This window comes from Aquidulcibacter paucihalophilus, from assembly GCF_002105465.1.
GTDB lineage: Bacteria > Pseudomonadota > Alphaproteobacteria > Caulobacterales > Aquidulcibacteraceae > Aquidulcibacter > Aquidulcibacter paucihalophilus.
Genome location: NZ_NCSQ01000156.1, coordinates 1 through 26,686 on the forward strand (window position 1 = coordinate 1; position 26,686 = coordinate 26,686).

22 protein-coding genes and 1 tRNA gene are annotated in these 26,686 nt (G+C 56.0%); 6 read left to right on the forward strand and 17 right to left on the reverse strand.

The window, feature by feature from the left end:
- Window positions 1–522: 522 nt before the first annotated feature.
- The 7 genes from parC to B7364_RS10925 all read right to left on the reverse strand — a co-directional run bounded on the left by parC (window position 523) and on the right by B7364_RS10925 (window position 8,918).
- A complete protein-coding gene (gene parC, locus B7364_RS10895) occupies window positions 523–2,772 on the reverse strand; it encodes a DNA topoisomerase IV subunit A (protein ID WP_085340063.1) in 2,250 nt (749 codons plus the stop codon).
- 132 nt (window positions 2,773–2,904) lie between these two features.
- Window positions 2,905–2,979: transfer RNA gene (locus B7364_RS10900), tRNA-Glu, on the reverse strand.
- A gap of 73 nt (window positions 2,980–3,052) precedes the next feature.
- Window positions 3,053–4,846, reverse strand: coding sequence for a single-stranded-DNA-specific exonuclease RecJ (gene recJ, locus B7364_RS10905; RefSeq protein WP_085340064.1), 1,794 nt, complete (start codon window positions 4,844–4,846; stop codon window positions 3,053–3,055).
- Between the two features lie 4 nt (window positions 4,847–4,850).
- On the reverse strand, window positions 4,851–5,801 hold the full coding sequence (glpX, locus tag B7364_RS10910; protein ID WP_085340065.1) for a class II fructose-bisphosphatase: 951 nt from the start codon (window positions 5,799–5,801) through the stop codon (window positions 4,851–4,853).
- A 49-nt stretch (window positions 5,802–5,850) separates the two neighbouring features.
- Window positions 5,851–7,122, reverse strand: a complete 1,272-nt coding sequence (locus B7364_RS10915; RefSeq protein WP_085340066.1) for a homoserine dehydrogenase — start codon at window positions 7,120–7,122, stop codon at window positions 5,851–5,853.
- A 57-nt stretch (window positions 7,123–7,179) separates the two neighbouring features.
- Window positions 7,180–8,373: an LL-diaminopimelate aminotransferase gene (locus B7364_RS10920; RefSeq protein ID WP_085340067.1), complete on the reverse strand. Its 1,194-nt coding sequence runs from the start codon at window positions 8,371–8,373 to the stop codon at window positions 7,180–7,182.
- Window positions 8,374–8,444: 71 nt separating this feature from the next.
- Window positions 8,445–8,918: a hypothetical protein gene (locus B7364_RS10925; RefSeq protein ID WP_157893647.1), complete on the reverse strand. Its 474-nt coding sequence runs from the start codon at window positions 8,916–8,918 to the stop codon at window positions 8,445–8,447.
- Window positions 8,919–9,137: 219 nt separating this feature from the next.
- Between B7364_RS10925 and phaC the strand changes: the two genes are divergently transcribed.
- The 5 genes from phaC (at window position 9,138) to B7364_RS10950 (ending at window position 15,978) form a co-directional block, all read left to right on the forward strand.
- Window positions 9,138–11,048, forward strand: coding sequence for a class I poly(R)-hydroxyalkanoic acid synthase (gene phaC / locus B7364_RS10930; protein ID WP_198534205.1), 1,911 nt, complete (start codon window positions 9,138–9,140; stop codon window positions 11,046–11,048).
- 74 nt (window positions 11,049–11,122) lie between these two features.
- Window positions 11,123–12,616, forward strand: coding sequence for a cryptochrome/photolyase family protein (locus tag B7364_RS10935; RefSeq protein ID WP_085340069.1), 1,494 nt, complete (start codon window positions 11,123–11,125; stop codon window positions 12,614–12,616).
- A complete protein-coding gene (locus B7364_RS10940) occupies window positions 12,613–13,953 on the forward strand; it encodes an NAD(P)/FAD-dependent oxidoreductase (RefSeq protein ID WP_085340070.1) in 1,341 nt (446 codons plus the stop codon). The genes B7364_RS10935 and B7364_RS10940 overlap by 4 nt, the downstream gene beginning before the upstream one ends.
- A gap of 5 nt (window positions 13,954–13,958) precedes the next feature.
- Window positions 13,959–14,744 carry a DUF1365 domain-containing protein gene (locus B7364_RS10945; protein ID WP_085340071.1) on the forward strand — a complete coding sequence of 262 codons (786 nt, stop codon included), beginning with the start codon at window positions 13,959–13,961 and terminating at the stop codon, window positions 14,742–14,744.
- The gene (locus B7364_RS10950; protein WP_085340072.1) at window positions 14,737–15,978 is read left to right on the forward strand and encodes an SAM-dependent methyltransferase; all 1,242 of its coding nucleotides are present in this window, start codon (window positions 14,737–14,739) and stop codon (window positions 15,976–15,978) included. The genes B7364_RS10945 and B7364_RS10950 overlap by 8 nt, the downstream gene beginning before the upstream one ends.
- A gap of 74 nt (window positions 15,979–16,052) precedes the next feature.
- Here B7364_RS10950 and B7364_RS10955 read toward each other — a convergent pair whose 3' ends face one another.
- Window positions 16,053–17,507 carry a coniferyl aldehyde dehydrogenase gene (locus tag B7364_RS10955; RefSeq protein ID WP_085340138.1) on the reverse strand — a complete coding sequence of 485 codons (1,455 nt, stop codon included), beginning with the start codon at window positions 17,505–17,507 and terminating at the stop codon, window positions 16,053–16,055.
- A gap of 186 nt (window positions 17,508–17,693) precedes the next feature.
- Here B7364_RS10955 and B7364_RS10960 point away from each other — a divergent pair, with 186 nt between their 5' ends.
- Window positions 17,694–18,740, forward strand: a complete 1,047-nt coding sequence (locus B7364_RS10960; RefSeq protein ID WP_157893648.1) for a GGDEF domain-containing protein — start codon at window positions 17,694–17,696, stop codon at window positions 18,738–18,740.
- A gap of 5 nt (window positions 18,741–18,745) precedes the next feature.
- Here the strand turns inward: B7364_RS10960 and recO are convergent, their stop codons facing one another.
- Genes recO through B7364_RS11005 form a run of 9 tightly spaced genes read right to left on the reverse strand, consistent with a single transcriptional unit; the run spans window position 18,746 to window position 26,671 of the window.
- On the reverse strand, window positions 18,746–19,483 hold the full coding sequence (recO, locus tag B7364_RS10965; RefSeq protein WP_085340074.1) for a DNA repair protein RecO: 738 nt from the start codon (window positions 19,481–19,483) through the stop codon (window positions 18,746–18,748).
- Window positions 19,484–19,492: 9 nt separating this feature from the next.
- The gene (gene era / locus B7364_RS10970; protein ID WP_232780882.1) at window positions 19,493–20,470 is read right to left on the reverse strand and encodes a GTPase Era; all 978 of its coding nucleotides are present in this window, start codon (window positions 20,468–20,470) and stop codon (window positions 19,493–19,495) included.
- A complete protein-coding gene (gene rnc / locus B7364_RS10975) occupies window positions 20,463–21,152 on the reverse strand; it encodes a ribonuclease III (protein WP_085340076.1) in 690 nt (229 codons plus the stop codon). The genes era and rnc overlap by 8 nt, the downstream gene beginning before the upstream one ends.
- The gene (gene lepB / locus B7364_RS10980) at window positions 21,149–21,946 is read right to left on the reverse strand and encodes a signal peptidase I (RefSeq protein WP_085340077.1); all 798 of its coding nucleotides are present in this window, start codon (window positions 21,944–21,946) and stop codon (window positions 21,149–21,151) included. The genes rnc and lepB overlap by 4 nt, the downstream gene beginning before the upstream one ends.
- A gap of 16 nt (window positions 21,947–21,962) precedes the next feature.
- Window positions 21,963–22,373 (reverse strand): holo-ACP synthase, encoded by a 411-nt coding sequence (gene acpS, locus B7364_RS10985; protein ID WP_085340078.1) that lies wholly within the window; start codon window positions 22,371–22,373, stop codon window positions 21,963–21,965.
- On the reverse strand, window positions 22,370–23,119 hold the full coding sequence (locus B7364_RS10990; protein WP_085340079.1) for a pyridoxine 5'-phosphate synthase: 750 nt from the start codon (window positions 23,117–23,119) through the stop codon (window positions 22,370–22,372). Before B7364_RS10990 ends, acpS begins: the two co-directional genes overlap by 4 nt.
- Complete coding sequence (gene pyrE / locus B7364_RS10995) at window positions 23,116–23,712, reverse strand: orotate phosphoribosyltransferase (protein ID WP_085340080.1); 597 nt, start codon at window positions 23,710–23,712, stop codon at window positions 23,116–23,118. Before pyrE ends, B7364_RS10990 begins: the two co-directional genes overlap by 4 nt.
- 30 nt (window positions 23,713–23,742) lie before the next feature.
- Complete coding sequence (locus B7364_RS11000; protein ID WP_085340081.1) at window positions 23,743–24,408, reverse strand: SDR family oxidoreductase; 666 nt, start codon at window positions 24,406–24,408, stop codon at window positions 23,743–23,745.
- 22 nt (window positions 24,409–24,430) lie between these two features.
- Window positions 24,431–26,671 (reverse strand): RelA/SpoT family protein, encoded by a 2,241-nt coding sequence (locus tag B7364_RS11005; protein WP_085340082.1) that lies wholly within the window; start codon window positions 26,669–26,671, stop codon window positions 24,431–24,433.
- Between the last annotated feature and the right edge of the window lie 15 nt (window positions 26,672–26,686).

Genomic DNA, 26,686 nt, shown 5'->3' on the forward strand with positions numbered 1-26,686 from the left:
TTGGTGGAAACCTTGTTTCACCAAAATGGATCATCGAGGATCAGCGCGACATCTGGGTCGTCAAGTGTCCGTTTTCTTCGAAAACGGATCGCCTTGCGACGCAGCAAAGCTGCGCACTTGACTACCCCGATGTCGCAAAAACAATTGAGGGTGCGGTTGGGTGACCAGAAGGGTCACCAAAGCGCTTCTAGACAAAAAACTTTCCCCGCCCCCTCAATGCCATCCCCGCCGGAGCGAAGCGCAGAGCGGGGACCTCCTTGTGCTTGTGCGGCACAGGGTCCCGGATCGGCTAGCGCCGTCCGGGATGACACCGTGAAAAAGGTTTTTATCTGGAAGGCTTTGGTACAGGCTGTGCCTGCCCCAAAGGCCAAACTCACTTGTTGGTGGACCATAGGGATCACCAAAACGCTTCTAGACAAAAACCTCTCCCCGCCGCCACAATGTCCTGCCCGCCGGAACGAAGCGGAAAGCGGGGGCCTTAGGGCATGTTGCCGCACGAAGTCGCTGATTTGTGCTTGACGGCTACCCCACAAACTTGCCCGAGCGCGAGAAGCCGCGGGGGACCATGCGACCAGCGGCGGCGCGTTTGGCGACATAGTCTTTCCAGTCCGGCACATCGCGGCGGCGGCCAGAAGTATCATACCAAGCAAGGCCCTCGTCAGCCTTAAAGGTCTGGGCATCCAACAGGCCACCATCCTTATAGGCCTGTAGCTTGACACCTTTACCCCGACCCATGCGGGGCAATTCTTCGGTTTTGAAGATCACAAGTTTCCGGTTCTCGCCCACGACGGCCACCATATCACCTTGAACGGGGGCGACGACCGCGGTTTTGGTGCCATCATCCAAATTCAAGATTTGCTTGCCCGAGCGCCGCATCGCCGCACATTCTTCATCGCTGACCACAAAGCCATAGCCAGAGCTTGCAGCAATCAAGCGCTCGCCATCGGGCTTGGGCAGAAACATGGCCAGAATGTCGTGTTCTTCACCCAGATCAATCGAAAGGCGCACAGGTTCGCCTAGGCCGCGCCCACCCGGCAATTTATCGCCCGCCAAAGCAAAGGCGCGGCCATCGGTGGCAAAAAGAACGATGCGATCCGTCGTCTCGGCATGGAGCGAGAGATAATAGCCGTCGCCATCCTTATATTTGACGGTCGATAAATCATCGATCTTGCCCTTAAGCGCGCGGATCCAGCCCTTTTGCGACAGAACGACGGTGATGGGCTCACGCGTCACAAAGGCTTCCGCACTCAGGGCCAAGGCAACCGGCGCGTCAGCAAAGGTCGTACGGCGGGCACCTAATGGGGTGTCTTTGGAAAAGGCCGATTGGATTTCGCGCAATTCTTCTGCCGCCTGTGCCCATTGCAAATCGGGCGAGGCAATCATGGCCATCAGGCCATCACGTTCGGCCTTTAAGTCTTCATTTTCTTGACGAATTTCCATCTCTTCGAGTTTGCGCAAATTACGCAAGCGCGTGTCGAGAATGGCATTGGCTTGTACGTCAGTCAGGTCAAAGGTTGCGATCAGAACTTGCTTGGGATCGTCCTCATAGCGGATGATGCGGATCACTTCGTCGAGATTGAGATAGGCAACCAGCAAGCCCGCCAAGATTTCCAAGCGCGCTTCAATCTTGCGCAAGCGCCAATTGGCACGCGCCACAATGACTTCGCGCTTGTGGTCGAGGAAGGCCTTCAAGCACTCAATCAAGCTCATCACGCGCGGTGCGCCCTTAGCGTCGAGCACATTGAGGTTCATCGAGAAACGGTTTTCCAGATCGGTGAGCTTGAACAAGCTCTCCATTAATTGGTCGGGCTCAACCGTACGGGCACGAGGTTCCAAGACGAGGCGAATATCTTCTGCGCTTTCATCGCGGACATCGCCCAAAAGTGGGGCTTTCTTGTTTTCAATCAGCTCGGCCAAACGCTCAACAATTTTGGACTTTTGCACCTGATAGGGTGTCTCGGTCACAATGATGCGCCACGTGCCGCGGCCGGTATCTTCCACATGCCAGCGGGCGCGGGTGCGGAAGCCACCCTTCCCTGTTGCATAGGCCTCGCGAATAGCAGCGCGCGATTCCACGCAAATCCCGCCCGTTGGAAAATCAGGGCCAGGCACCAGCGCCAAGATTTCATCCAAATCGGCTTCCGGCTTTTCAATCAGCAAGAGACAGGCATCAATCAGCTCTGCCGCATTATGCGGCGGGATCGAAGTGGCCATCCCCACGGCAATACCCATCGAGCCATTGGCGAGAAGATTTGGATAGCCCGCAGGCAAAACCGAAGGTTCTTCATCTTCTTGGCTATAGGTTTCGCGGAAGAGAACCGAATCCTCATCCACCCCTTCCATCAATAAAGCGCCAATCGCCGTCAGGCGGGCTTCGGTATAGCGATAGGCCGCCGCTGAATCGCCATCAATATTGCCGAAATTGCCTTGCCCATCGACGAGGGGATAACGGACGGAGAAGTCTTGCGCCAAACGCACAAGGGCATCGTAAATCGCGCTGTCGCCGTGGGGGTGATATTTACCCATGACGTCACCAACGATCTTGGCGCATTTTTTGAAATTGCTGGCCGGGTCGAGACCGAGCTCACCCATGGCATGGATAATCCGGCGCTGAACGGGCTTTAGGCCGTCGCGTACATCGGGCAGCGCGCGACTGGTAATGGTCGACAAAGCATAGACGAGGTAGCGACTCTCTAAAGCCCGATCAAACGGCTCGTTGATGATATTGCCGCTGTCGCCGCCACTGCCATCTAATTCCACTAAATCGCCCATGGGCTCCCTATCCTTCGAATCAGCTGCTTATCATGGCAGCCTGTGCGGCCAAGCGCGACGTCACGCGGCAGCGACTTGTGGAGAAGTACTGCAAGAACATGCCGATTTATGGGGATTTGTGCGGGGTGGGCTTGGCAGCTCCTACGGGAGTCGAACCCGTCTTTCCTGATTGAAAATCAGGCGTCCTAACCGATAGACGAAGGAGCCACGTCACATGCTGTTCACACGCGAGGCGCGCTCTATACAAAGGCCGATGCCAACACGCAAGCGGCCTTTGCTGCTAAGATGCAGGACTTGCATCGATAATCTCACAATCAACCGCGTTTCCGCCGCGCCAATCGTCTTTTTTCAGCCGAACAACGACATGCAAAGGCTGCCTGCCCATCAAAGCATCGCCCAAAGGCGTGTTGAGCGCGCGGAATGCGATGGCTTTGATTCTCTGCCCCGATGGATCTTCCAACATCAGTCGCACATGGCCCGTGCCGACAGGGGCAGCGGCATAGGGGCGGACATCGGCAAAGGCAAAGACAGGATCAGGCCAGCCTGCGCCATAGGGCCCAACCTCAATCATAGCCTGAAGCAGGTCAGGCGTGGCAGCCCCAAGCCCCACCAAGGCATCAATGGCGAGGTCGCGGCTGGTGGCGGTTGCGTCCGACTCGGTGCGTAGGCGGCGGGCTAAATCCTGATGCACCGACTTAAGCTCACTGAAATTCATGGTCAGGCCCGCTGCCATGGCATGGCCGCCTCCGGCCAGAATGATCCCGTCTCGGGCTGCCCCAGAGACGGCAGCGCCCAGATTAATCCCGGGCACCGATCGGCCCGACCCCTTGGCCTCTCGGTCATCTGGATCGGCCGAGCCAATGACAATCACCGGCCGGTGGAAGCGGTCTTTGAGGCGACCAGCGACAATGCCGATAATGCCTGGATGCCAGCCTGGTGCGCCTAACATCAACAGCGGCCCATCCAATGGCCCTGCTTCGCCGCGCTCTACCCGCGCAATGGCTTCTTCCAACACATTGGCTTCAATGGCTCGACGTTCGGCATTAAGGACTTCTAATTCCTCGGCAATTTGGCTGGCCTCATGCGGATCATCGGTCGACAATAGGCGGACTGCCAGAGAGGAATCTCCTACCCGTCCCCCGGCATTTAAGCGCGGACCAAAGACCCAGCCAGAGGCATAGACACTGCCGGGTTCTTTCAGTTTCGATGTCACCGCCAAAGCTGCAAGGCCGGGATTAGCAAGCTTTTCCTGCACTTTAAGCCCTTGGGCCACCAAAGCACGGTTGAGGCCCGTCAGCGGGGCCACATCGCAAATCGTCCCGAGGGCTGCCAGGTCGAGCCGGCTCAATAAATCATAGTCCGGCCCAGTCGATAGACCCGCTTGGCGTGCTGCCCGGTTAAGGGCCACCAATGCCACAAAAACCACCCCTGCGGCGGTTAAATAGCCTAAGCCGGAACCATCATCTTGCCGATTGGGATTGACCACAGCCAAGGCAGGGGGTGGCGCGCCATGCATCAAGTGGTGGTCAAATACTACCACATCTAAGCCGATCCGAGCGGCCTCTTCGAGTGCGGCATAGGCTGCTGCCCCGCAATCCACTGTGATGAGGAGATCCGTACCGCTGGCCTTGATCTTCGTGACGATCTTGGGACTGGGACCATAGCCATCAAGAATACGGTCCGGCACAAAGACATTGGCTCTAGCCCCGATCGACTTAAACCAGCTGAGCAGCAAGGCCCCCGATGTGCCGCCATCCACATCATAATCGGCCAAAATGGTAATGGCTTTTTGGTCCCTAACCGCCGCCAGAATGGCCGTCACCGCCTTTTCCATATCCTGGAGGGTGAACGGCTCAGGCAGCTCGTTTTTAAGCTTGGGCGACAAGATGCGCTGGGCTGTGGCGGGTAAGGCCCCGCGCGCAACCAATAATTTGGCTTGCATCGCCCCAATGCCGAGGCGACGTACCCCTTCTTCCAAGACACCAAGGGAGGCTTCAGATTGACCGTCCGGCAGACGTTGCACCCATCTGCGACCGGTCAGGCTCGACTCTATTCCGAGGAAAGAGCCGACCATTGTTCTAACCTAAATGCTGGGTGCGGACGACGCGGGCGGTCTTGGCCGCAGAATCCAACACCAAAGTCTCGGTCACAAAGCCCTTGGCGCTTGCTTTCACACCCGCCACCAAGGCCCCATTGGTTACACCTGTGGCCGAGAAAACCACATCGGTGGAGACCAACTCGTCCAATTGATAGGTGCGGCCAAGGTCAGTGATGCCAATACGGCGGGCACGCGCCTTTTCATCCTCATTGCGGAAAACCAAGCGACCTTGGAACTGGCCGCCAACGCATTTCAAGGCTGCCGCAGCCAAAACCCCTTCTGGCGCGCCACCTTGACCCAAATAGAGGTCAATCCCGGTCTCCGGGTCTGTGGTATAGATCACACCGGCCACATCGCCATCGGTGATCAAATGAACCCGCGCACCAACAGAGCGCAAGCTCTCAATAATGCTGCTATGGCGTGGCCGGTCTAGGACACAAACGCCAATTTGTTGCGGCTCTACGCCTTTGGCTTTTGCCAAAGCAATGACGTTCTCAGCAGGCGTGCGATCAATATCAACCACACCCTGCGGCAGACCAGGACCCACCGCAATCTTGTCCATATAGGTATCGGGCGCATAGAGAAGCCCGCCCTTAGGCGCGATGGCCAACACCGCCAAGGCATTGGGCATAGCTTTTGCCGTCAGAGTAGTTCCTTCCAGCGGATCAAGCGCGATATCAAATTCCCCGCCCTCACCGGTTCCTACTTCTTCGCCGATATAGAGCATAGGTGCTTCATCGCGCTCGCCCTCGCCAATCACGACGCGGCCCTTCATGGCAATGGCGTTTAAGCCTGTCCGCATGGCATCGACGGCTAATTGATCTGCGGCCTTTTCGTCACCCCGGCCAATGCCACGATAGGAAGCAATGGCGGCAGCCTCGGTCGCGGCTAAAGCACCAGCGGCGATATCAGGGGGAAGGTTTACGGTCATACAGGGTCCAACTTTACTAGAGATCACGGAAAAGCCGAGCGGCCTCAAATTAGTCTTCCAGTGGCATCAAGACTGGGGCCTCAACAAGGACATCCAATCGAGAAAGTTCAGCCAAAGCGTCCAACAAATCTTGCTCAGCCATGGGCTGGGTGGTCAGCACGATGGGCACACGCGCTGCATCTTCAGGGGGCTTTTGCAGGAAGCTTTCGATGGAAACAAGGTGTTTTGCCAGCGTGTCGGTGATTTTGGCGATGGTGCCAGCCCGATCTGGAACGCGTAAACGAACGTAGAATTTCGAGTTCGCCAAAAGCCCACCCGAGGCTGCGGTCAATGGATTGGCTTGACCGGGACCCGAGAAGACAGGCCGTGAATCTTCGTGCGAAAGATCAATCAAATCGCCCGCAACCGCCGAGGCCGTAGGCCCTGCCCCCGCACCCCTGCCCACCAGCGACAGACGGCCGACAGGCTCTGCATCAATCACGACCGCATTGAGTGGGCCATTGACCCGGGCAATGGGGTGATCTTGCGCCAACAAGGTTGGGCGGACCGATTGGATAACGCTGTCACCGACCCGCGCTGCTTTGGCCAACAGCTTGACCCGGCGGCCCAAGAATTTGGCGCTTTCCAAATCAATCGGCTCAATCGCCTGAATGCCTTCCAACCGCAACGCCTTGAAGTTTGGCGCGCCACCAAAAGCAATGGCGGACAGAATGGCGAGCTTATGGCCCGCATCGGCCCCCGATACATCCAAGGTCGGATCGGCCTCGGCATAGCCTAAGCGTTGGGCATCGGCCAAGACATCGCCAAAGCTGCGCCCGGTTACGTCCATCTCGGTAAGGATGTAATTACACGTGCCGTTCAACACGCCACTGACGGCAGAAATATCATTGGCGGCCAAGCCTTCGCGCAGCGCCTTGATGACGGGTATCCCGCCTGCAACAGCGGCCTCATAGCGAATTTCGGCTCCATGTGCGGCTGCCAGAGCGGCAAGGTCTGCCCCATGTTCTGCCAACAGGGCCTTATTGGCCGTGGCGACATGCTTGCCCGCCGATAGGGCCGCTTCCACGGCAGCCTTAGCACTGCCTTCAGAACCGCCCATCAACTCAACAAACACATCAATATCTGGGCTTTTTGCCAGCGCGACGGGATCGTCAAACCAGGGGATGGAAGAAATATCCACGTCGCGTGTGCGCCCCCGGGTCCGGGCACTCACGCCTGTGACTGTCACAGTGGAGGCCAAAGGCCCCTGCCCATAGGCCAGTTTCAACAGCCCACCGCCAACCGTACCAAGGCCGGCAATCCCAATTCTCAAAACACCCATATCTATCTCTCGCTGAGCCTCAGGGCCCGATGATCGCAACCAGATCAGAGGGTGAGCCTATAAAGACCCACTCTCCTCGGTCAAAAATTTCCGAACAGCACGCGCGGCTTGGCGAATTCTTTGCTCGTTCTCAACCAGAGCAATGCGTACATATTCGTCGCCATACTCACCAAAGCCCGCACCGGGCGCCACGGCGACGCCCGCCTTTTCAACCAATCTTTTGGAGAATTCAACCGAACCCAGGCCGCGGAACTTTTCAGGGATTTGCGACCAAGCAAACATGGACGCTTGCGGCTCTGGGACGTTCCAGCCTGCGCGGGCAAAGGAGTCAATCAAGGCATCGCGCCGAGCTTTGTAAATTGCCCGCATCTCTGCCACACACTCTTGTGGCCCATTGAGCGCTTCGACGGCGGCAACTTGAACGGGCGTATAGGCCCCATAGTCCAAATAGGACTTAACCCGCGCGAGCGCTGCGATCACCCGCTCATTGCCCAAGGCAAAGCCCACGCGAAAGCCTGCCATTGAATAGGTTTTCGATAAGGTATTGACCTCAACTACCACATCTTTCGCCCCTTCGACTTGCAAGATGCTGGGTGGGGGCTTGGATTCGTCGAAATAGATTTCCGAATAGGCCATGTCGGAAATCACCAGCATATTGTGCTTTTTGGCGAGCGCGACAACGTCCTTATAATAGTCAAGGTCGACGACTTGAGCGGTCGGATTGGCGGGATAACAGACAATCATCGCAATTGGCGGCGGCACAGAATGGCGCACAGCCCGGCTTATGCCTGCCAAATATTGTTCGGGACTGTGGGCTTCGATCGAGCGGATGACCCCGCCAGCCATAATGAAGCCAAACGCATGGATGGGGTAAGACGGATTGGGCGCAATCACCACATCGCCCGGCGCACAAATGGCTTGGGCTAAATTGGCAAAACCTTCTTTCGAGCCCAAAGTGGCAACAATTTCGGTATCGGGATTGAGTTTGACGCCAAAGCGGCGGTCATAATAGCCCGCCATCGCCCGGCGCAGCCCCGGAATACCCCGCGACGCCGAATAGCGGTTGCTGCGCGGCTTACGTGCTGTTTCAACCAACTTTTCGACAATATGCTCTGGTACCGGCAAATCGGGATTGCCCATGCCAAAGTCGATAATGTCGATACCTTTGGCCCGCATCCGGGCCTTAAGTTTGTTGACTTCCTCAAACACATAGGGAGGGAGGCGCTTAATCTTATAAAAATCGCCGATCATGGCGGAAAACCTTTATGTCATAGAGGGCGCTTAGGCCCATCAATTCAGAGTGTATGCTGGATCGCGCGAAACTAGGTTGGAGGCAGACGCGCAATATCCGCCTCCATTTTAGCTCGCGCGGCAGCGGCCCAAGCATCAGACTCGGCGGCATTTTGTTGGGCGGGGGCCGACGCGGCATTGGCTTCAATGGCTTGCTGCTCGGCCTTGGCCCAGGCCTGATCGATCTCGTTGGCCGCCACGGGCTTCGAACTTGGATTGGCTTCTAGGACGTTCGCAGAAGCTTGCAATCCTGCCTGTAATTCGGCCCAAGACTTTTGACTGGGCAGATTGGTCGGCGCATCGGGGATTTTTGTGAGATCTGGATAATCCCGCGGGGTCAGCACTGACCCTGCCGAGCGGATTGTGTCTGGCAGAAACCCTTCCTGTTGGCTTAGGGACTGGCAGGCCCCCAGCGATGCAGCCACAAGACCTAAAACGACAAACCGAGACGCCCGGCGGAGATGCCGTCTGTTCTGGATGTGGGCTGGTGTCGCTTCAATCGGCATCGCCGCAGCACTTTCCTCTGTCACATCAAGCTAAGCGGCAGGAAATGACCTAAAAACAGGCCAAGCTGCCACTCCGAAGGGAGAGCCATAAGCAGTGGAAGTTCTAACCGCAAATCGCTACAGTGTTTTATTGCGCCGCTGCGGTGTTTGCTGCAAGGCAAAGAGTGCATAAATTCATGATAAACGTGGCGAATTGGCAGAAAAGACGGGGCAAGGACAATGGCTAAACAAAAATCGGGTGGCCAAGATGCTGAGAAGACCCACCAAAAGCCACACAGAGAGCCGCCACCTGCGAAACCACAAGAAACTGAAAGCCTGTTGGACGCGCTGCAGGCCCAGAACCTAGAGACGCTGGAGACCCTGACTCGCAATTTGGGCGACGCCATGACGCGCATGGGTGCGCTGGGTGCGACGGCGGTGGATGGGGTCATGGCCGATGATGCGCGGCCCCTGCGCGCAGACCCTTATGGCCTTGCCCCCTATGCGGCAGATGTAGCAACCCGCCTTGCGGGTAATCCCGAAAAACTGATGGCAGCCCATCAACAGCTGTGGCAGGGCTTTGCCGAAATTTGGGCAGAGTCGATCAAATCCAGCCTTGGTGAGGGCGCAAAGGATGCCAAGCCCGATCCCAAATATACCGACAAGCGCTTTGCCGATCCTGACTGGCATAATCTGCCCATGTTCAATCTGCTTCAAAAGACCTATTTGCACACGGCAAATTGGTTCACCGGCCTCATTGATCATGTCGATGGCATAGATGATATGACGCGCCGCAAGGCGACTTTCTTCAACAAGCAATTTGCCGATGCCTTTGCCCCGTCAAACTTCCTGATGACCAATCCGGTCGCCTTGCGTGAGGCACTTCGAACAGGTGGGCAAAGCGTGGTGCGCGGCCTTGCCAATCTCGAACAAGATTTGAAACGCGGCCAAGGCCGGCTAACCCCCGCTCAAGTCGATGAGCGGCCGTTCAAGATTGGCGAGAATATTGCCATCACACCGGGCAAAGTGATCCACCGCGGCGAAATCTTGGAGATCCTTCAATATGATCCGGTAACGCCAACCGTTTTTGCAACGCCTATTCTCTTCTTCCCGCCTTGGATCAATAAATTCTACATTCTGGACATGCGCCAGGATAATTCCATGGTGAAGTGGCTGACTGAACAAGGCCATAGCGTTTTCGTCGTCTCATGGCTCAATCCCGGTGTCGAACATGCCGAAAAGACGTTTGAGGATTATTCGCGTCTGGGCATTTATGAAGCGCTTGACGTCGTCACCAAGGCCACGGGGCAAGACAAAATCAATACGGTTGGCTATTGTATTGGCGGTACGCTTCTGGCCTCAACCATGGCGGTCATGGCGCAAACGGGCGACGAGCGGATCAATTCGGCCACTTTCTTTGCCTCTCAGTCCGACTTTGAAGAGGCTGGTGACCTCAAGGTTTTCACCGATGATGCCGCCATCCAATATATCAAGGATGAGATTGAGCATGCCGGAGGTGTTTTAGACGCCACCGTGATGGGCGAGACTTTCAACTTTTTGCGCGCCAACGACCTCGTCTGGTCGTTTGTGGTCAATAATTATCTGATGGGCAAAGACCCCAAGCCGTTTGACCTCTTATTCTGGAACGCAGACCAGACCCGCATGCCCAAGGCCTTGCATCTTTTCTATCTCGACAATTTCTACCGCCACAATCGTTTGGGACGCGGCGAGATGACGATGTCGGGCTATCGCCTCAACCTCAAGGATGTGAAAACACCCATTTACATGCAATCCTCCAAAGAGGACCATATTGCGCCGTGGCGGTCCATCTATCGTGGCGCGAAGCTCTTTGGCGGGCCGGTTCGGATGGTGCTTGCAGGTTCTGGCCATATTGCAGGGGTGATCAATCACCCTGAAGCCAAGAAGTATCAGCATTGGTTGCCGCCCGAAGGCTTGGCTGAACTGCCCGCGACCGCCGATCAATGGCAGTCCCAATTGGTCGAACATAAGGGCTCGTGGTGGCCCGATTGGGCCAAGTGGCTGGCAGAACGCTCAGGCCCACACGTACCGGCGCGCCTACCCGGAGACGGCGGTGTCAAGGTGCTCGGCGATGCACCGGGGACCTATGTGTTGGTAAAATCATCGGACTGAAGCCCGTTTTAGCCTGATCCAGCCTTCAACAGCCCTTCGCAATCCGGCTCTGACCTTCAGACGTAGATAGTCCTATGCAACCTGCCCACCCTGGCCCCCAAACGCCAAACCGCCCCTCCCTTGTCTGGTTTCGAGAAGACTTGCGACTGGATGACCATCCAGCACTGGCGGCGGCGGCGCAGTCAGGCCCCATATGCGCCGTCTATATTCTGGAAGAGGGCGAAGATTTAAGCAGGCCCCTAGGCGGTGCCCTTAAATGGTGGCTGCATCATAGCCTCGATCGCCTGCAGGAAAGCCTGGCGGAACACGGAATTGGCTTGATCCTGAAGCGCGGCGACCCGCGGCACATCATCCCCGAACTGGTGCAACATTTGGATATTGGCGCGGTGCATTGGAACCGTCGCTATTATGCTTGGTCCCGCCCTGTTGATGCCGCCATCAAAGAGGAATTGAGAGGCCGAGGGGTTTCAGTCGGCACCTATAAGGCTTCTGTCTTGACCGAACCTTGGGAGGTTAAGACCGGTTCTGGCGGCAATTTCAAAGTCTTCACGCCGTTTTTCAGGGCCGCCCAAGCCACGTGCGACGCGTGGGCAGAACAAGCAAGCCCTGCCCCACAACTGGTAGGGCACCGGGGCCCTGCCCTTGCCTCGGATGTTTTGGCCGACTGGGCGCTTTTGCCGACCAAGCCTGATTGGGCGGGCGGGTTGCGCCAGATGTGGCAGCCCGGTGAAGCCGGGGCCCACAAGCGGCTTACCCAGTTTATTGAGAAGGCTTTGCTGGGTTATGGCGAGGGCCGAAACATCCCCGCTAAGCCTGCAACCTCCTTCCTGTCGCCCCATCTTCATTTTGGCGAAATCTCGATCCGGCGCGTCTGGAACGCTGCCAGAGCGGCCATGCGCGCCAATCCGGCCTTGCAGACCGACGGACAAGTCTTTTTGTCTGAATTGGGTTGGCGGGAATTTTCCACCCAATTGATCTATCATTACGAGGACTTCCCAGAAGAAAGCTGGAAAGAAGCCTTCCGCAGCTTCCCATGGAAGCATGATCCATCCACTCTGCGGGCTTGGCAACGCGGACAGACTGGCTATCCGATTGTAGACGCTGGTATGCGTCAATTATGGAAGACAGGTTGGATGCATAATCGCGTTCGGATGATTGTGGCCTCCTTCTTAGTCAAACATTTGTTGCAAGATTGGCGCGCGGGTGAAGCTTGGTTCTGGGATACATTGGTGGATGCCGATGTCGCCAATAATGCGGCAGGCTGGCAATGGGTTGCGGGCTGTGGTGCCGATGCGGCCCCTTATTTCCGCATCTTCAATCCGATGTCGCAGGGTGAAAAGTTTGACCCGGATGGTCACTATGTCCGCACGTGGGTTCCAGAATTGGCGAAACTGCCGAACAAATATCTTCATCGCCCTTTTGAAGCCCCCACCGAAGTCTTGCGGCTATCTGGGGTCCAATTGGGCCGTAGCTATCCCCTGCCCATCGTCAATCATGAAAAAGGCCGCAAGCAAGCCCTCGATGCGCTGGCCAGCCTCAAGCAGCCCGTCACTGGAGACCTAATATGAAGATCGCGATCATTGGCACCGGGATCACCGGACTGTCTGCGGCTTGGGCCCTAAAGGACCAGCATGAGGTGACCGTCTTTGAAAAAGAGGCGCGGCTTGGCGGTCATTCCAATACGGTGACCGTCGATTATGATGGCAAGACGCTCGACGTCGATACGGGCTTTATTGTCTATAACGCCCTCAATTATCCCAATCTGATTGCGCTGTTTGAGGCCTTGAACGTGGCCACCCAGCAATCGGACATGAGCTTTTCGGTGCGCGATGGCAGGCCGGGCAGTGAATGGGGCTCTGATGGCGCGCCGGGCTATTTTGCGTGGAAGCGCAATGCTTTAGACCCAAGCCATTGGGCGCTTTTGGCCGATATGTTGCGCTTTAATTCCCAAGCCCAGAGGGACGTTCACGACCCAGCGCTTCAGACCATGAGCCTAGGGGATTATAGTGCTAAACTCGGCCTTTCGCAGCGCTTTTTAGAGCGCTATTTGGTGCCGATGGGGGCTGCGATCTGGTCGACGCCGGAAAAGGGCATGCTGGATTATCCCGCGGCAAGCTTTGTTCGCTTTTTTAACAACCATCGCCTCGTCCATTTTGAGCGGCCCAATTGGCGCACCGTTACAGGTGGGTCACGCCGTTATGTGGAGAAGTTTGCCGAAAGCCTCGGCGCACGGGTCCGCCTCAATGCGATGGTGACAGCGGTTCGCCGCGACGCACACGGGGTCGATGTGGTGGTAGGCGGGCAATCCCACCGCTTTGATGAAGTCATCTTGGCCTGTCACTCTGACGAGTCGCTTGCCCTCTTGGCCGATGCGTCGGTGCAAGAAACCGCGATCTTGGGGGCCGTGCGCTATGCGCCCAATGAAGCAATCCTGCACCGAGATGCCAGCTATATGCCGATCCGCAAAGCGGCTTGGGCAAGCTGGAATGTGTCGCGCGGCGACCCTGATGCACCTATCGAGCTCACCTATTGGATGAACCGCTTGCAAGGCCAAGACGCCAATTACCCTCTATTTGTGACGCTCAACCCCGCAAAGGAGATTGATCCCGCAAAGGTCTTTGCGCGCTTCACCTATGCCCACCCCCAGTTTGATGCGCCAGCGGCCAAGGCCCAGCGGCAAATCCTGTCCATTCAAGGCGTCAATAAGACCTGGTTTGCGGGCGCTTGGCAGGGTTATGGTTTCCATGAAGATGGGTTGCGGGCGGGTCTGCGCGTCGCGCTAAAGCTGGGTGGAAAAATCCCTTGGACCTTTGTGGATGACGATATTGTCCGCGATCCACCGCCCGCCCGCCCAGCGGCAGGGCCCCACGGGAGTGTGACGCCGGAAGTGGAAGCCGCATTGTGACGGAGATGACCAAACTTGGACTGTTGCGAGGCCGGACGGTTCATGTCCGCTTTCAGCCGTTCGAGCATCGTCTAGCCTATGACCTCTATCAAGTGCTGATCGACGTCGATGATCCGACCAGCCAAGTGCGAGGCCTTAAATGGATGGCGCACAATCGGTTTGCACCGTTGGCTTTCTACGACAAGGATCATGGCGACCGATCTGGCGCACCGCTTCGAGGTTGGGTGGAGGCGCACTTGGCCGCGGCCAAAATCGCGTATGATGGCGGGCCCATTCACCTCCTCACCTTCCCGCGCGTCCTCGGCTTTGTGTTCAATCCAATCTCGGTCTTTTTGGTCTATCACCGCGACCTCACGCTGGCAGCGGTGATTTATGAGGTGAACAACACCTTTGGCGAGACCCACAGCTATATTGCCCCCGCCAGTGGCCAGCCGGTGGAGCATCAAGAAGCGGATAAAATCTTCCACGTCTCGCCCTTCTTTGACGTCTCAGGCCGCTATGCGTTTACTCTGCGGACAAGTGGGGACACCCTGTCCTTGACGATCGACAAGTTTTCAGATGCAGTTCGCGATCATCTGGCCACGCTGAAATTGCGTAGAGAGAATCTGACGGATGGGAATTTGGCGCGGGCATTTTTTGCTATGCCATTCCTGACGCTGAAAGTTGTCTTAGCAATCCACTGGGAGGCCTTGAAATTATTAGTCAAAGGTGCACGCTATCACCACAAGCCAATGCCCCCCATTCCCGTCAGTGTTGCCAAATTAAGTAGGATTTCATCTCCCCATGAGTGACGATCAAAACGCAAATGCCCTGTTGATGACGCCAAAACTGGCACGTCAGCTTCGCCAAGTTCCAATGGCCTTTAAAATGGCGGCTGTGGCGATGAGCAATATTGTCGAAGGCGAAATCAGGGTGTGGCTACCTGACGGTCGCCAGCTGATTTTCAGGGGGGAACAACCAGGTAAAAGCGCGGTGCTGCAAATCAAGAATTTCAGCTTTATCAAACGCGTCGCCGCCCAAGGCGATATTGGCTTTGCTGAAGGCTTGATGGCGGGTGAATGGGATACGCCAGACCTCGCCGTCTTGCTGGAGGTCTTCTCTTCGAACCTAGATCTGATGCCAAAGCTGTTGGTCGGTGGCCCACTTTGGACCGTGATCAATAATTTCCGCCATAAATTCCTCAAACGGAATACAAAGACAGGGTCGAAGAAGAATATCTTGGCCCATTATGATCTCGGCAATAATTTTTACTCACGTTGGCTTGATCCCAGCATGACCTATTCTTCGGCCGTCTATGAAAAGGACGGTCAGGATTTGACCAGCGCCCAAATGAACAAATACCGCGCATTGGCTGAGCAAGTCAGCCTGAAAGCTGGTCAACATGTGTTAGAAATTGGCTGCGGTTGGGGTGGCTTTGCCGAATTTGCCGCCCGCGAATATGGCGCACGCGTGACTGGGGTCACCATCTCGGAAGAGCAATATAAATATGCGACCGAGCGTTTGGCCAAGGCGGGCCTAAGCCATCTGACCGATATTCAGCTGATGGATTATCGCGACATCAAGGGCCAATATGATGCGGTTGTGTCGATCGAAATGTTTGAGGCGGTCGGCGAAGAATATTGGTCGACCTATTTCGACAAGGTCAATTCGGTGCTGAAGCCCGGTGGCAAGGCCGGCCTGCAAATTATCACGATTGATGAACGACTGTTTGAAGATTATCGCAGCCGCGCCGACTTCATCCAAAGCTATGTCTTCCCCGGTGGCATGTTGCCCAGCGTGCCCCGCCTGAAGCTTGAAGTCGCCCGCGCAGGCCTAGTTTGGCAGAGCACAGCGGCCTTTGGTCTGTCCTACGCCGACACCTTGGCCGCTTGGGCCAAAAGCTTCCTCGCCGAATGGATCCATATCAAGGACATGGGCTTTGATGAGCGCTTTAAGCAATTGTGGCGCTTCTATTTGGCCTATTGCGAGGCCGGGTTCCGCACCGGCCGTATCGATGTTGGCCATTTCTCTATGGTCAAGCCGTAACAGCCTTATCAAAGCCAAAAAAGAGGCGCGAGACCCGTGGGTCCCGCGCCTTTTATTTTGCGAACAAACCCGCCTTAGCGCTTGATTTGGCTTGCGATATAGTCGCGAACAGCTTTGCCATAAGGGGGACGCAGGGCCTTCATTGGCCCCAAATCCTTCTTCAATTGGCTATAGACCGAGCGGGCATGGCTGAATTCTTTAAAGCCATCAAACCCGTGGTAGGAGCCCATGCCAGAGGGGCCAATCCCGCCAAAGGGCAAATCCTCCATGGCGATATGGAAGATCACATCATTGACCGTCACCCCGCCCGAGGTTGTGTTGTTCAACACATATTCCTGTTCATTCAGGTCAGCTCCGAAATAATAGAGGCCTAAGGGGCGATCATGAGCATTCACATAGCCGACCGCTTCTTTGACATCCTGATAGGTTTTGATTGGAAGCACCGGACCAAAGATTTCCTCTTGCATGATGCTCATCTCGGGCGTGGTATCGAGCACCAAAGTTGGCGGGATTTTGCGACCATTTTGGGTGGAGAAGTCTTCACCAGCTGGATTGATCTCGACAATCGTTGCACCCTTCTCTTTCGCATCGGTCAATAAAGCTTGGATGCGGTCAAAATGGCGTGGCGAGATAATGGCAGTATAGTCTGGATTATCCCGCAGCTTTGGGTACATCGCCGTAACCGATTTGGTTAAAGCGCCAACCAATTCATCGCGCTTTTCTGTGGGCACCAAAAGATAGTCTGGTGCCAGGCAAATCTGACCGGCGTTCAAGGTTTTGCCTGCCATGATCCGGTCCGCCGTGGTTGCTACATCGGCCGAGCGAGAAACAATAACAGGGCTTTTGCCACCCAATTCCAAGGTCAGAGGGACCAGGTTTTCAGAAGCCGCCCGCATGATATGGCGGCCAATGGAAGTGCCGCCGGTAAAGATCATGTGGTCAAAAGCCAGACGCGAGAAGGCTTGGCCGACATCCGGGCCGCCTGTCACAACCGCAATTTCTTCTTCGGAGAAAGCCTTGGCAAACATTTGGCGCAAGAGTTCAGACGTCGCAGGGGTTAATTCCGAAGGCTTAATCATCGCGCGATTACCTGCAGCAAGGATTTGGGCCAAGGGTGCAAACGTCAGGTTCACCGGGAAATTCCAAGGTGCGATAATGCCAACCACCCCTTTGGGTTGATAGCGCACTTCAGCCTTGGCCCCCAAGAGGCCCAAGAGCGAGGGCGAGGTCTTGCGCTTTTCGGGACGCATCCACTTAGCCAGATGCGCCTTGGCATCCTTGAGCGGTCCAAGTGAGCTGGCAACATCGGTGATCAGGCTGGTTTCGCGCGCCCGGCAGGAAAAATCTTCCGACAGTGCATCCGCGATTTGCTGAGCATGATCGACCAAGAGACCGATGCAGCGATCCAAGCGATTGATGCGGACTTCGGCTGAGGGAATTCCATCGCGCAATTGAGCCGCTTTTTGGATAGCCAAAATCTGGTTCAGTCTTGCGATGGTGTCGCCATCGCCACGCACAGAGAAGGTCATGTCGTTCATGATAGTGGCTCCCTAAGTCTTTTATTGGCACCTGATGGCGCTTTTTCAGCGGTAAGTATGCGCATGACTTGCAGCTTTTTCCAAGCCTTTGGCGAAAATTAGTGGCTGTGTTTACGTAATCTCCATACTGCATAGGTAAAAATCCGCCCTAACGCAGCGAATCGTGTGGTGGAAAAAGTGGTTCAAAACCTAGTCGGTGAACAAGGAATGGCGGTGGCTGAGGCTGCCTTGAAGTCGCTGAAAGAGCGAAAGATTACGCCTTCGCCCGAGAATTATGCCATTTGGTTGGCCTATCACTCTGCTGTTCAAGCCGCTCTATGCTCTGAAATCGACATGATGATTGCCGGCAAGCGCCAAATTGATGACCATGTCTGCGACCAGCTTTACATCAAATATTTCGAAGATGTCGCCATTGGCTCGCGCATGATGAAGGCGGGCGGTAAGATTGCGGCTGAAATGGAAGACGTCCGCAAGGGCTTGTTACGGGCCGGCGTCAAGACCAAGGCTTATGGCGAGCAATTGGCTGTGGCAAAGCGTGAATTGGAAAAGACTGACAGTCCTCTAATCACCCGTGACCTCGTCAATAGTCTGGTTGGTGCCACCGACGAAATGGCCAATCAATCTAAGGACCTAGAAGCCAAGCTTGCTGAGTCGAGCATTGAGATCGAAGCCTTGCGCGTGCAGCTGGAGCAGGTTCGCATTGAGGCGGCAACCGACTCTTTGACCGGCCTTGCCAATCGCAAAGAATTTGATAGCCGCCTTGTGGAAATGTGCGCTGCTTCCGATCGCGGTGCGGGCCCTGTCACCGTCATTATGGCCGATATTGATTTCTTCAAGCGGATCAACGACACATTTGGCCACCAAACAGGCGACCAAGTGATCCGCTTTGTCGCCACCGTTATGGACCGGGCCAAGCCTAAAGGCGGCCTTGTTGCCCGTCTCGGCGGGGAAGAATTCGCCATGATCGCCCCCATGACCGACCGGAAAACGGCTGCAACCATCGCCGAAAAAATCCGTCAGGCCGTTGAAGGCAAACGCTTGGTGCGTCGCGCCTCAAACGAAGATTTGGGCAAAATCACGGTCTCTTTGGGCGTGGCACAACGCCGCCCGGGCGAGAAGCCAACTGATATGGTCGAACGCGCCGATGCCGCGCTCTATCATTCCAAGCGGTCGGGTCGCAACCGCGTGAGCCAGGAAGAGCTGACGAAAGTCAAAGCAGCCTAATCCGCCTAAAGCCGACCTGTCTTTCCCAAGGCGAATATCAGGCGCGCACGTGCCTCTGGCATGGTCTTGCGCACGGGATTGAGGAGTTCGCGCTCAATAAAATGGCCCATTAAGGCAAAGCCGTCGGCGACATCGCCGCTTATCGGCCGGTTCTGTCCGCCCAGCAAAAAAGGTGGCAAGACAAGCAGCTTATCGGCAAAAGGCTCTCCCGCCGCCCGGGAAGCCGCCCGCCCCGTCTTCGGGCTTACCCAAGCAAGATCATCGGGCGATCCAGTCAGGGCACAGTGCGATAGATCAAGCCCATAGCCCATTTCGGCCAAAAGCCCCATTTCCCAGCGTATATAAAGCGCAGGCCAGCCCTGCGTATCACTGAGGGCTTGGAGCAAGATGTCGGTAGCTTCAAACAAGCCCACACAAGGCTGTCGCTCGGGCGTTACTTCCAAGAGAAGTGCTGCCACGCAAGACAGCGCAGCGAGGGCAGCTCCATCCTCCATCACATCGGCAGGCCCGCCGCCCCGGCTTTCCATCTCGTCAAAAAAGCCCAATTGTTCTTCAAGCCGCGACTTCCAGGTCAGATGTAAACGGGTGCCCGGCTCAATCAAGGCGCGTTTGCGCTTGCCCACGCCGCCATAGACCAAGCCAGAAGCGCGGCCGACTTGATCGCTCAGAACTTCCAAAATGACGTCGTTCTCGCCAAAACGGCGGGCTGACAAAGCGATAGCATTGCCCGTCCAAGCGCTCATCGGTCGCCTCTAGGCATCAAAATCGAGGCCTAGAGCCGTATAATGGGCCCGCTCTTCGATCCAGTTCTCGCGCACTTTGACATGCAAGAACAAATGGACGGGCCGCTCAATCGCTTCGGCAATATCTTTGCGCGCGTTCTGGGATATCCATTTCAACGTCTCCCCGCCCTTACCAATGGCAATGCCCTTGTGGCCTTCGCGCATGACATACAGAGTTTGGTCAATACGGACCGAGCCATCCTTCCTTTCAGTCCACGCATCGGTTTCCACCGTTGCATGATAGGGCAATTCTTCATGCAAGCGCAGAAAGACTTTCTCGCGCGTGATTTCAGCGGCCATGACGCGCATTGGCGTATCGGCGACTTGTTCTTCTGGATAAAGCCACGGCCCTTGAGGCATACGCTCTGCCAGCAAATCATTCAGACGCTTGAGGCCAGAGGACTTGAGGGCTGAGATCATCACCACCTCATCATAAACGCCCTTTTCAAAAAAGGCCTGTGACAGATCGAGCAATTTGGCGCGTTCCAGCACATCAACTTTATTGAGCGCCAGAATGGCTTTGCGGCCCTGCTTCTCAAGTCCTTCGATCACTTGCTGCACATCCTCATGTGTCCGCTTATCGCTGCCATCGCCACGCCCCTCGCTTGTCCGGCTTGCGGCCGGGGCGTCAACGACATGAACAAGCGCATCTGCGTCTGCTGCCCCGCCCCAGGCTGAGGCCACCATAGCCCGATCCAAGCGACGCTTAGGCGTAAAGACGCCCGGCGTGTCGACCAACACAATTTGGGCATCGCCATGAATGGCCACACCCCGCACTGGAAAGCGAGTGGTTTGAACCTTTTGGGTTACAATGGAAATCTTTTGCCCCACCAGCGCATTGACCAAGGTTGATTTGCCAGCGTTGGGCGCACCCAAAATGGCTGCGAAGCCGCATCGGGCCTTGTCCGACACCAAAGGTGTGGGGGTAGTTTCACTCGTCTCAGACACGTAATCCGCCTTGCTTCAGCAGCGCTTGGGCCGCAGCCCGCTCTGCATTTTGTTTCGATGAACCCTCTGCGGTTGCAACATGGTTCCCAGCTGTGACCTCTATCACGAAACGTGGCGCATGGTCAGGGCCATCGCGTTCCAGCACCTGATACACCGGCGGCGGAAACCCGCGCTTTTGGGCCCATTCCTGGAGCGCACTTTTGGGATTGCGATGTTGACCTGCCTCATCTTGTTGGCCCGCTTGCCAAGCAAGCTCAAAGAGGCCCTGCACCGCTGGCCGTCCACCGTCGAGCCACAGGGCTGCCATCAAAGCTTCAAAGGCATCGCCAAGGATCGAATCGTTTTCGGCCACCGCATCGGCACTAAAGCCGCGCGAGACCACCATAAGCTCTGCCATACCAATACTGCGTGCGGCCTCGGCGCAATTTCTCCCCGAGACAATGGCATTGAATTGGCGGGTGAGTTCGCCCTCTTCGGCCCGACCATGGCGTTCAAACAGACGTTCGGCTGCCATCAGCCCCAAGACCCGATCTCCCAACCATTCTAAGCGCTCATTATGGGCAAAGCCCTTTTGGCCATCACCACGGGACTTATGGGTTAAGGCGCGCTCCAGCAGGGATCGGTCCACAAACTGATAGCCGATCTTATCTTGCAGTGCTTGAAGACGTGCCTCTCGCGTCATCGAATGGGTACAGCAAGCCGATCCCACCGCAGACCTGTGAACCAAGTCCAAGGCAGATAGAAGCGCGTGGTCTCGTCAAACGACAAAAGCACGATCCGTCCGCGCCCAACCAGATTCTCCGCAGGCACAAAGCCAACACCCGATTGCAAAATCGGGTCAGCCCGGCTGTCAGTCGAATTGTCGCGATTGTCGCCCATCATGAAATAATGGCCTTCTGGCACCACAAAGACTTGGGTATCGTCAAACATGCCATTGGTTTCAAAATCATAGGTCACATAGGACTTGCCATTAGGCAGAGTTTCCCGGAAGCGCGTCGCGGTGCGCACATTGCCGTTCTGCTCGGTAATGGTCTCAGGCTCTAGCATTTCCTGTTTGACAGGGGTGCCATTCAAAATGACCTGACCACCCACAACTTGGATCCGGTCTCCCGGCATGCCGATCAAGCGCTTGATATAGTCTTGGCGGGGGTCGGAAGGCAGTTTAAACACCACAACATCGCCCCGCTCAGGGGCCTTCCCCATCACCCGGCCGTTCAAAATCGGAGGCGAAAATGGAATCGAGGCATTGCTATAGCCATAATCCCATTTGGACGTCCAAAGATAATCGCCGACCAACAGACCGGGCCGCATGGATTCTGAGGGAATATTGAACGGCTGAAACAGGAAAATTCGCAAAAACAGCGCGATGCTCAAAGCCATAATGATGGTTTTGACGCTTTCCATCAGGCTGTCGCCCTTTGGTGCCGGCTTTACCGTTTTGGGGGTAGCGGCCTTAGAGTTTGCTGTATCAACCATGAGATTCGTTTTCTTTTCACTTGACGTCGAGAGGCTGCAGGCCAATCACCACAAATGCCATGGCATAGGGATGATCGTCGGTCAGACTGAGATGTATGTCGGCTTGAAAGCCCGGTGGGGTAAGTTCTTGCAATCGCTTTAGCGCGCCGCCGGTCAAACTCAAAGTCGGTCTGCCAGTTGGCAGATTGATGACTTCCATGTTTCGCCATGCAACCCCTCGCCGCATGCCAGTCCCTAATGCCTTGGAGCAGGCCTCTTTGGCGGCAAAACGTTTGGCATAGGTATCGGCCCGTTTGGCTGGGCGACGATTGGCGCGCGCTTGCTCTCCAGCGGTAAAGCAGCGCATTTCAAAGCGGGTGCCAAAGCGCGCCAAAGTCTCTTCGATCCGGTCGATCCGGCACAGGTCTGAGCCAATTCCAACAATCATGCGCGCGCTTCATCCATCAACTGACGCATACGGGCAAAGGCGGCCTCAAGGCCAATGAAAATTGCTTCACCTATGATAAAATGACCAATATTTAATTCCACCAGCTCTGGGATAGCCGCAATCGGCTTCACATTATCAAAGGTCAACCCATGGCCGGCATGGACCTCTAGACCCCGGGCGGTGCCAATGCGGGCAGCTTCTGCCAGCTTCTCGACAATGGTTTGAGCTTCTTCAGCCTTCCCGTCGAGGGCGGCCTCCGCATAGGCACCCGTATGAAGCTCTACCACTTGTGCGCCCATGGCTTCGGCCACTGCCAATTGGATGGGATCGGGCTCGATAAACAGCGAAACGCGCCGACCTGCCGTGGAAAGTTTGCGGACCATAGGCGCGATGGAATTATGCAAGCGCGCCACATCAAGCCCGCCCTCGGTGGTCCGCTCCTCTCGCTTTTCCGGCACGATGCAGACCGCGTGGGTCGGATGGCGCAGCGCGATGTCGAGCATTTCTTCGGTCGCGGCCAGTTCCAGATTGATGGGCAATTCCACCTGAGCGATGAATTTCTCTAGGTCTTCATCACGGATATGCCGTCGGTCTTCACGTAGATGCAGCGTTATCCCATCGGCCCCTGCCCTTGCAGCCATATGGGCAGCGCGCAACGGATCTGGATGGGGACCGCCGCGTGCATTTCGGATCGTGGCTACATGATCAATATTGATCCCAAGCCGTAAATGAGGCGCACTGCTCATGACGCAGGGCTTTGCGACAAGGCCCGGCTGCCGGGTTTAATGGCAGGAATGCCCTTAAGGTCATCTGGGATTTCATCGGGCGCAAAGCTTTCGACTTCAATGGAGGCCAAAGCCACCAGCTCACACCCAACATCAGCACGACCTGCACTGCGATCCACAATCACCGCAGCGCCCAAAATCACACAGGGCGCATCCTTGATCGCTTCCAAGGTTTCGCGCACCGATATGCCAGTTGAAACAATATCTTCAACGATGACGACGCGGGCTTCTGCCGGTAGCGTAAAGCCGCGACGCAGGCGGAACTTGCCCTCTTCGCGCTCCACATAGACGGCTTTGGCCCCCAAGTGGCGCGCGGTTTCATAGCCTGGGATAACCGCACCCACCGCTGGCGAGACCACATAATCGACATGACCCCACCGCTCTTTAATTTTGGCGGCCAAAGCTTGGCACAGCTTTTCTGTGGCGGGTGGGTCCATGAACACAAACGCTTTTTGCAAAAACGTGCGACTATGGCGGCCTGAAGTCAGGATGAAATGGCCTTCAAGCAGGCCACCAGCCGACTTGAAGATCGAAAGAACATCGTCATTGGTCATAGGGCTTATTTATCACTTTCTAAGCTGATTTCACCAGTCTTGCGTGTGGCCGGTCCAATCCATGAAGCGGCCACTGCCCGAAAGATGCAGGTCCTCGGCAAGTTGGATGAGGCCATCGGCGCTGTCCTTGGCGTCAATCTCGGCCCCTTCCCCGCCCATATCGGTGCGCACCCAACCCGGGTGGCAGGCGATCAGGGAGATGCCGTCACGTTTGAGGTCATGGGCAAAAGTTTGGACCAACTTGTTCAAGGCCGCTTTGGAGGCTCGATATGCTGGTGCGCCCTGAGAGGCACCAGAAAAGCGGCCCATGCCAGAGGAAATCATCAAAACCCGGCCCCGGCTTGAGCGCCTCAGATGCGGCAAAAAAGCCTGCAAAACGCGCCACGGCCCAACCACATTGGCATTTAGAACATGAAGAAAATCGTCCGGTGCCAGATCGGCCAGTTCCTGTGGCCGGGGTCCAAACACGCCAGCATTTTGAATGAGAACATCGATCGGCTCAGAAATCGCTTCTGCCGCCTGGCGCACAGAGTCTGTGTCGGTGATGTCGCAGGCCACAAGGTGGAAATTGGAACTGTGGAAGGGAGCCTGTCCATCCCGGGTCGTGCCAATGACTTTATGGCCGCGGGCCAGCAAGCCTTCAACCAACGCGCGGCCAATGCCGCGGTTTACCCCAGTTACCAGATAGGTTGCCATGATTTTGCCCCTTGCCGTCCGCTCAGCCCCGCAACCGCTTCACATCAACCACCACAGGCAGTGCCCGCAGCGATGCAGCAATCACGTTCAAATGCTTTGAGTCTGCAACTTCAACGTCAACCAACAAATCAATAAAGTCTTCGCGGCGGTTTTGCGCCCGCACATTGGTAATATTGCCGTCGCATTCAGAAATGATTTTCCCAACTTGGGCAAACACACCTTTGGTATTCTCACAGCTCATCACAAGGCGACCCAGAGCCAAGCCATTGCGCTTGGCTTCATCAGTCCAAGCCAGATCAATCCATTGGTCTTCATTGGCGTCGTGTTCGGCCAGATGATCACAATCAATCGTATGCACTTCCACGCCGCGGTCTGGCACATGCACGCCCACAATCCGGTCGCCCGGCAGAGGCGAACAGCAGGGCATGAAATGCAACGCCACACCGGCCATTAAATCGGACCCGCGCACAAAATCGCTGGCGTGATCATTATCAATCATCAGCCTTGGTTCGCCCAAAGCGCTTTTGCGCACAAAGCCCGGCACAGCCGCTTCAGCGAGACTGGCACCCGTCAAGCGCCCGCGCCCAATGGCGGCATAAAGCTCATCCATCGTGTCATAATTCAGCCGCTGGCGTGCATCCTCCAGATTGACCTCTTCCGGATTGAGACCAACCCGGCGGAGCGCATGGCCGGCAAGACGGCGACCCAAAGTTGCAAATTCCTCGCGCTCACTCTCGCGCACCAGACGACGAATGGCCGAACGCGCTTTGCCCGTGACAGCCACCGATTCCCAATCCGCAACAGGTTTGCGAATATCTGAGCGCAGGATCTCCACCACATCGCCGTTCGAAAGAGCCGTCCGCAAGGGCCGCTCTTCCCCATTGATCCGCGCCCCGACCGTGGTGTCACCGATGCGGGTGTGAACGGCATAGGCGAAGTCTAAGGGGGTCGCACCATAAGGCAGAACAATCAGATCGCCTTTAGGCGTAAAAGCAAAAACCTGATCCTGGAACATTTCCAACTTGGCATTTTCCAGAAACTCTTCTGGGTCGCCGCCATGTTCAAGGATTTCTACCAAATTGCGCAGCGGTGCCAAAGGATCCGATTGCTTGTCGTCAATTGGGTGATAGCCATATGTGCTATTCTTATAGCGCCAATGCGCTGCAACCCCATCTTCGGCGATCCGATCCATTTCTTCTGAACGGATTTGAATATCAACTGAAGTCGCACTGGGGCCCACGACCCCAGTATGGATAGAGCGATAGCCATTGGGCTTGGGGACCGAAATAAAGTCCTTAAACCGTCCTGGAACGCAGGACCACGCCTCATGGATCACGCCAAGTGCCGCATAGCATTGGGCGGTATCCTTGACGACCACCCGAAAGCCATACAGGTCTGACACATCGGAAAAGGAGATCGACTTGCGCTCAAGCTTCTTCCACACCGAATAAGCGCGCTTTTCGCGGCCCATCACGCGCGCTTCAATGCCAGCCGCCTCTAACGCCGCGCTGATTTTCTGGGTCACTGCCGCTACGGCCCCAGAACGCTCTGCCCGCAGATTGGCCAATTGCTCATTGATTGTTTTACAGGCTTCAGGATGGAGATGCTGAAAAGCCAATTCCTCCAACTCACCAGAAAAGCGCTGTATCCCCATACGCCGGGCCAGAGGGGCATAAATATCGGCCGTCTCCCGCGCAATCCGTTCGCGCTTTTCACGCTTTTTGATGAAATGCAGTGTGCGCATATTATGCAGACGATCTGCAAGCTTCACCAATAAAACCCGCACATCCTTGGACAAAGCTAGGATGAATTTCTGCAAGTTTTCGGCTTGCTTGGTGCGGTTCGAATTCAGCTCAAGCTGAGAGAGTTTTGTAACCCCATCCACCAATTGCGCGACTTCTTCGCCGAACAATTTGCCGATCTCGGCCGTGGTGGCAGTCGTATCTTCAACCGTATCATGCAACAGCCCCGTGATGATGGAGGCCGCATCCAGGCGAAGTTCGGTCAAAATACCCGCCACCTCAATCGGATGGGCGAAATAGGGGTCGCCTGACGCGCGCAGCTGGCTGCCATGACGCTGCATGGCAAACACATAGGCACGATTGATCGCATCTTCATTGACGTGGGGGTCATAGTCGCGAATGCGATCTATCAGCTCATATTGACGCAAAATGCGGCCCCGACTAGGAGGCCGCACGATTTGCGCCGGGAATGGCAATTCCCCAGATTCTTCTAATGTATCAGTGGCACTGCCATCGTCCATCGGGAACCCTTAAGA

Excerpts from the sequence above, each read along its gene's own strand:
- lepB (WP_085340077.1), bottom strand. The coding sequence starts at position 21,946 with ATGGTTGATACAGCAAACTCTAAGGCCGCTACCCCCAAAACGGTAAAG.
- B7364_RS10920 (WP_085340067.1), bottom strand. The coding sequence starts at position 8,373 with ATGATCGGCGATTTTTATAAGATTAAGCGCCTCCCTCCCTATGTGTTT.
- rnc (WP_085340076.1), bottom strand. The coding sequence starts at position 21,152 with ATGACGCGAGAGGCACGTCTTCAAGCACTGCAAGATAAGATCGGCTAT.
- B7364_RS11000 (WP_085340081.1), bottom strand. The coding sequence starts at position 24,408 with ATGGCAACCTATCTGGTAACTGGGGTAAACCGCGGCATTGGCCGCGCG.
- B7364_RS10990 (WP_085340079.1), bottom strand. The coding sequence starts at position 23,119 with ATGAGCAGTGCGCCTCATTTACGGCTTGGGATCAATATTGATCATGTA.
- B7364_RS10955 (WP_085340138.1), bottom strand. The coding sequence starts at position 17,507 with ATGACCTTCTCTGTGCGTGGCGATGGCGACACCATCGCAAGACTGAAC.
- B7364_RS11005 (WP_085340082.1), bottom strand. The coding sequence starts at position 26,671 with ATGGACGATGGCAGTGCCACTGATACATTAGAAGAATCTGGGGAATTG.
- recO (WP_085340074.1), bottom strand. The coding sequence starts at position 19,483 with ATGAGCGCTTGGACGGGCAATGCTATCGCTTTGTCAGCCCGCCGTTTT.
- parC (WP_085340063.1), bottom strand. The coding sequence starts at position 2,772 with ATGGGCGATTTAGTGGAATTAGATGGCAGTGGCGGCGACAGCGGCAAT.
- B7364_RS10950 (WP_085340072.1), top strand. The coding sequence starts at position 14,737 with ATGAGTGACGATCAAAACGCAAATGCCCTGTTGATGACGCCAAAACTG.
- B7364_RS10945 (WP_085340071.1), top strand. The coding sequence starts at position 13,959 with ATGACCAAACTTGGACTGTTGCGAGGCCGGACGGTTCATGTCCGCTTT.
- B7364_RS10925 (WP_157893647.1), bottom strand. The coding sequence starts at position 8,918 with ATGCCGATTGAAGCGACACCAGCCCACATCCAGAACAGACGGCATCTC.
- recJ (WP_085340064.1), bottom strand. The coding sequence starts at position 4,846 with ATGGTCGGCTCTTTCCTCGGAATAGAGTCGAGCCTGACCGGTCGCAGA.
- acpS (WP_085340078.1), bottom strand. The coding sequence starts at position 22,373 with ATGATTGTTGGAATTGGCTCAGACCTGTGCCGGATCGACCGGATCGAA.
- phaC (WP_198534205.1), top strand. The coding sequence starts at position 9,138 with ATGGCTAAACAAAAATCGGGTGGCCAAGATGCTGAGAAGACCCACCAA.
- B7364_RS10940 (WP_085340070.1), top strand. The coding sequence starts at position 12,613 with ATGAAGATCGCGATCATTGGCACCGGGATCACCGGACTGTCTGCGGCT.
- B7364_RS10915 (WP_085340066.1), bottom strand. The coding sequence starts at position 7,122 with ATGGGTGTTTTGAGAATTGGGATTGCCGGCCTTGGTACGGTTGGCGGT.
- glpX (WP_085340065.1), bottom strand. The coding sequence starts at position 5,801 with ATGACCGTAAACCTTCCCCCTGATATCGCCGCTGGTGCTTTAGCCGCG.
- pyrE (WP_085340080.1), bottom strand. The coding sequence starts at position 23,712 with ATGACCAATGACGATGTTCTTTCGATCTTCAAGTCGGCTGGTGGCCTG.
- B7364_RS10935 (WP_085340069.1), top strand. The coding sequence starts at position 11,123 with ATGCAACCTGCCCACCCTGGCCCCCAAACGCCAAACCGCCCCTCCCTT.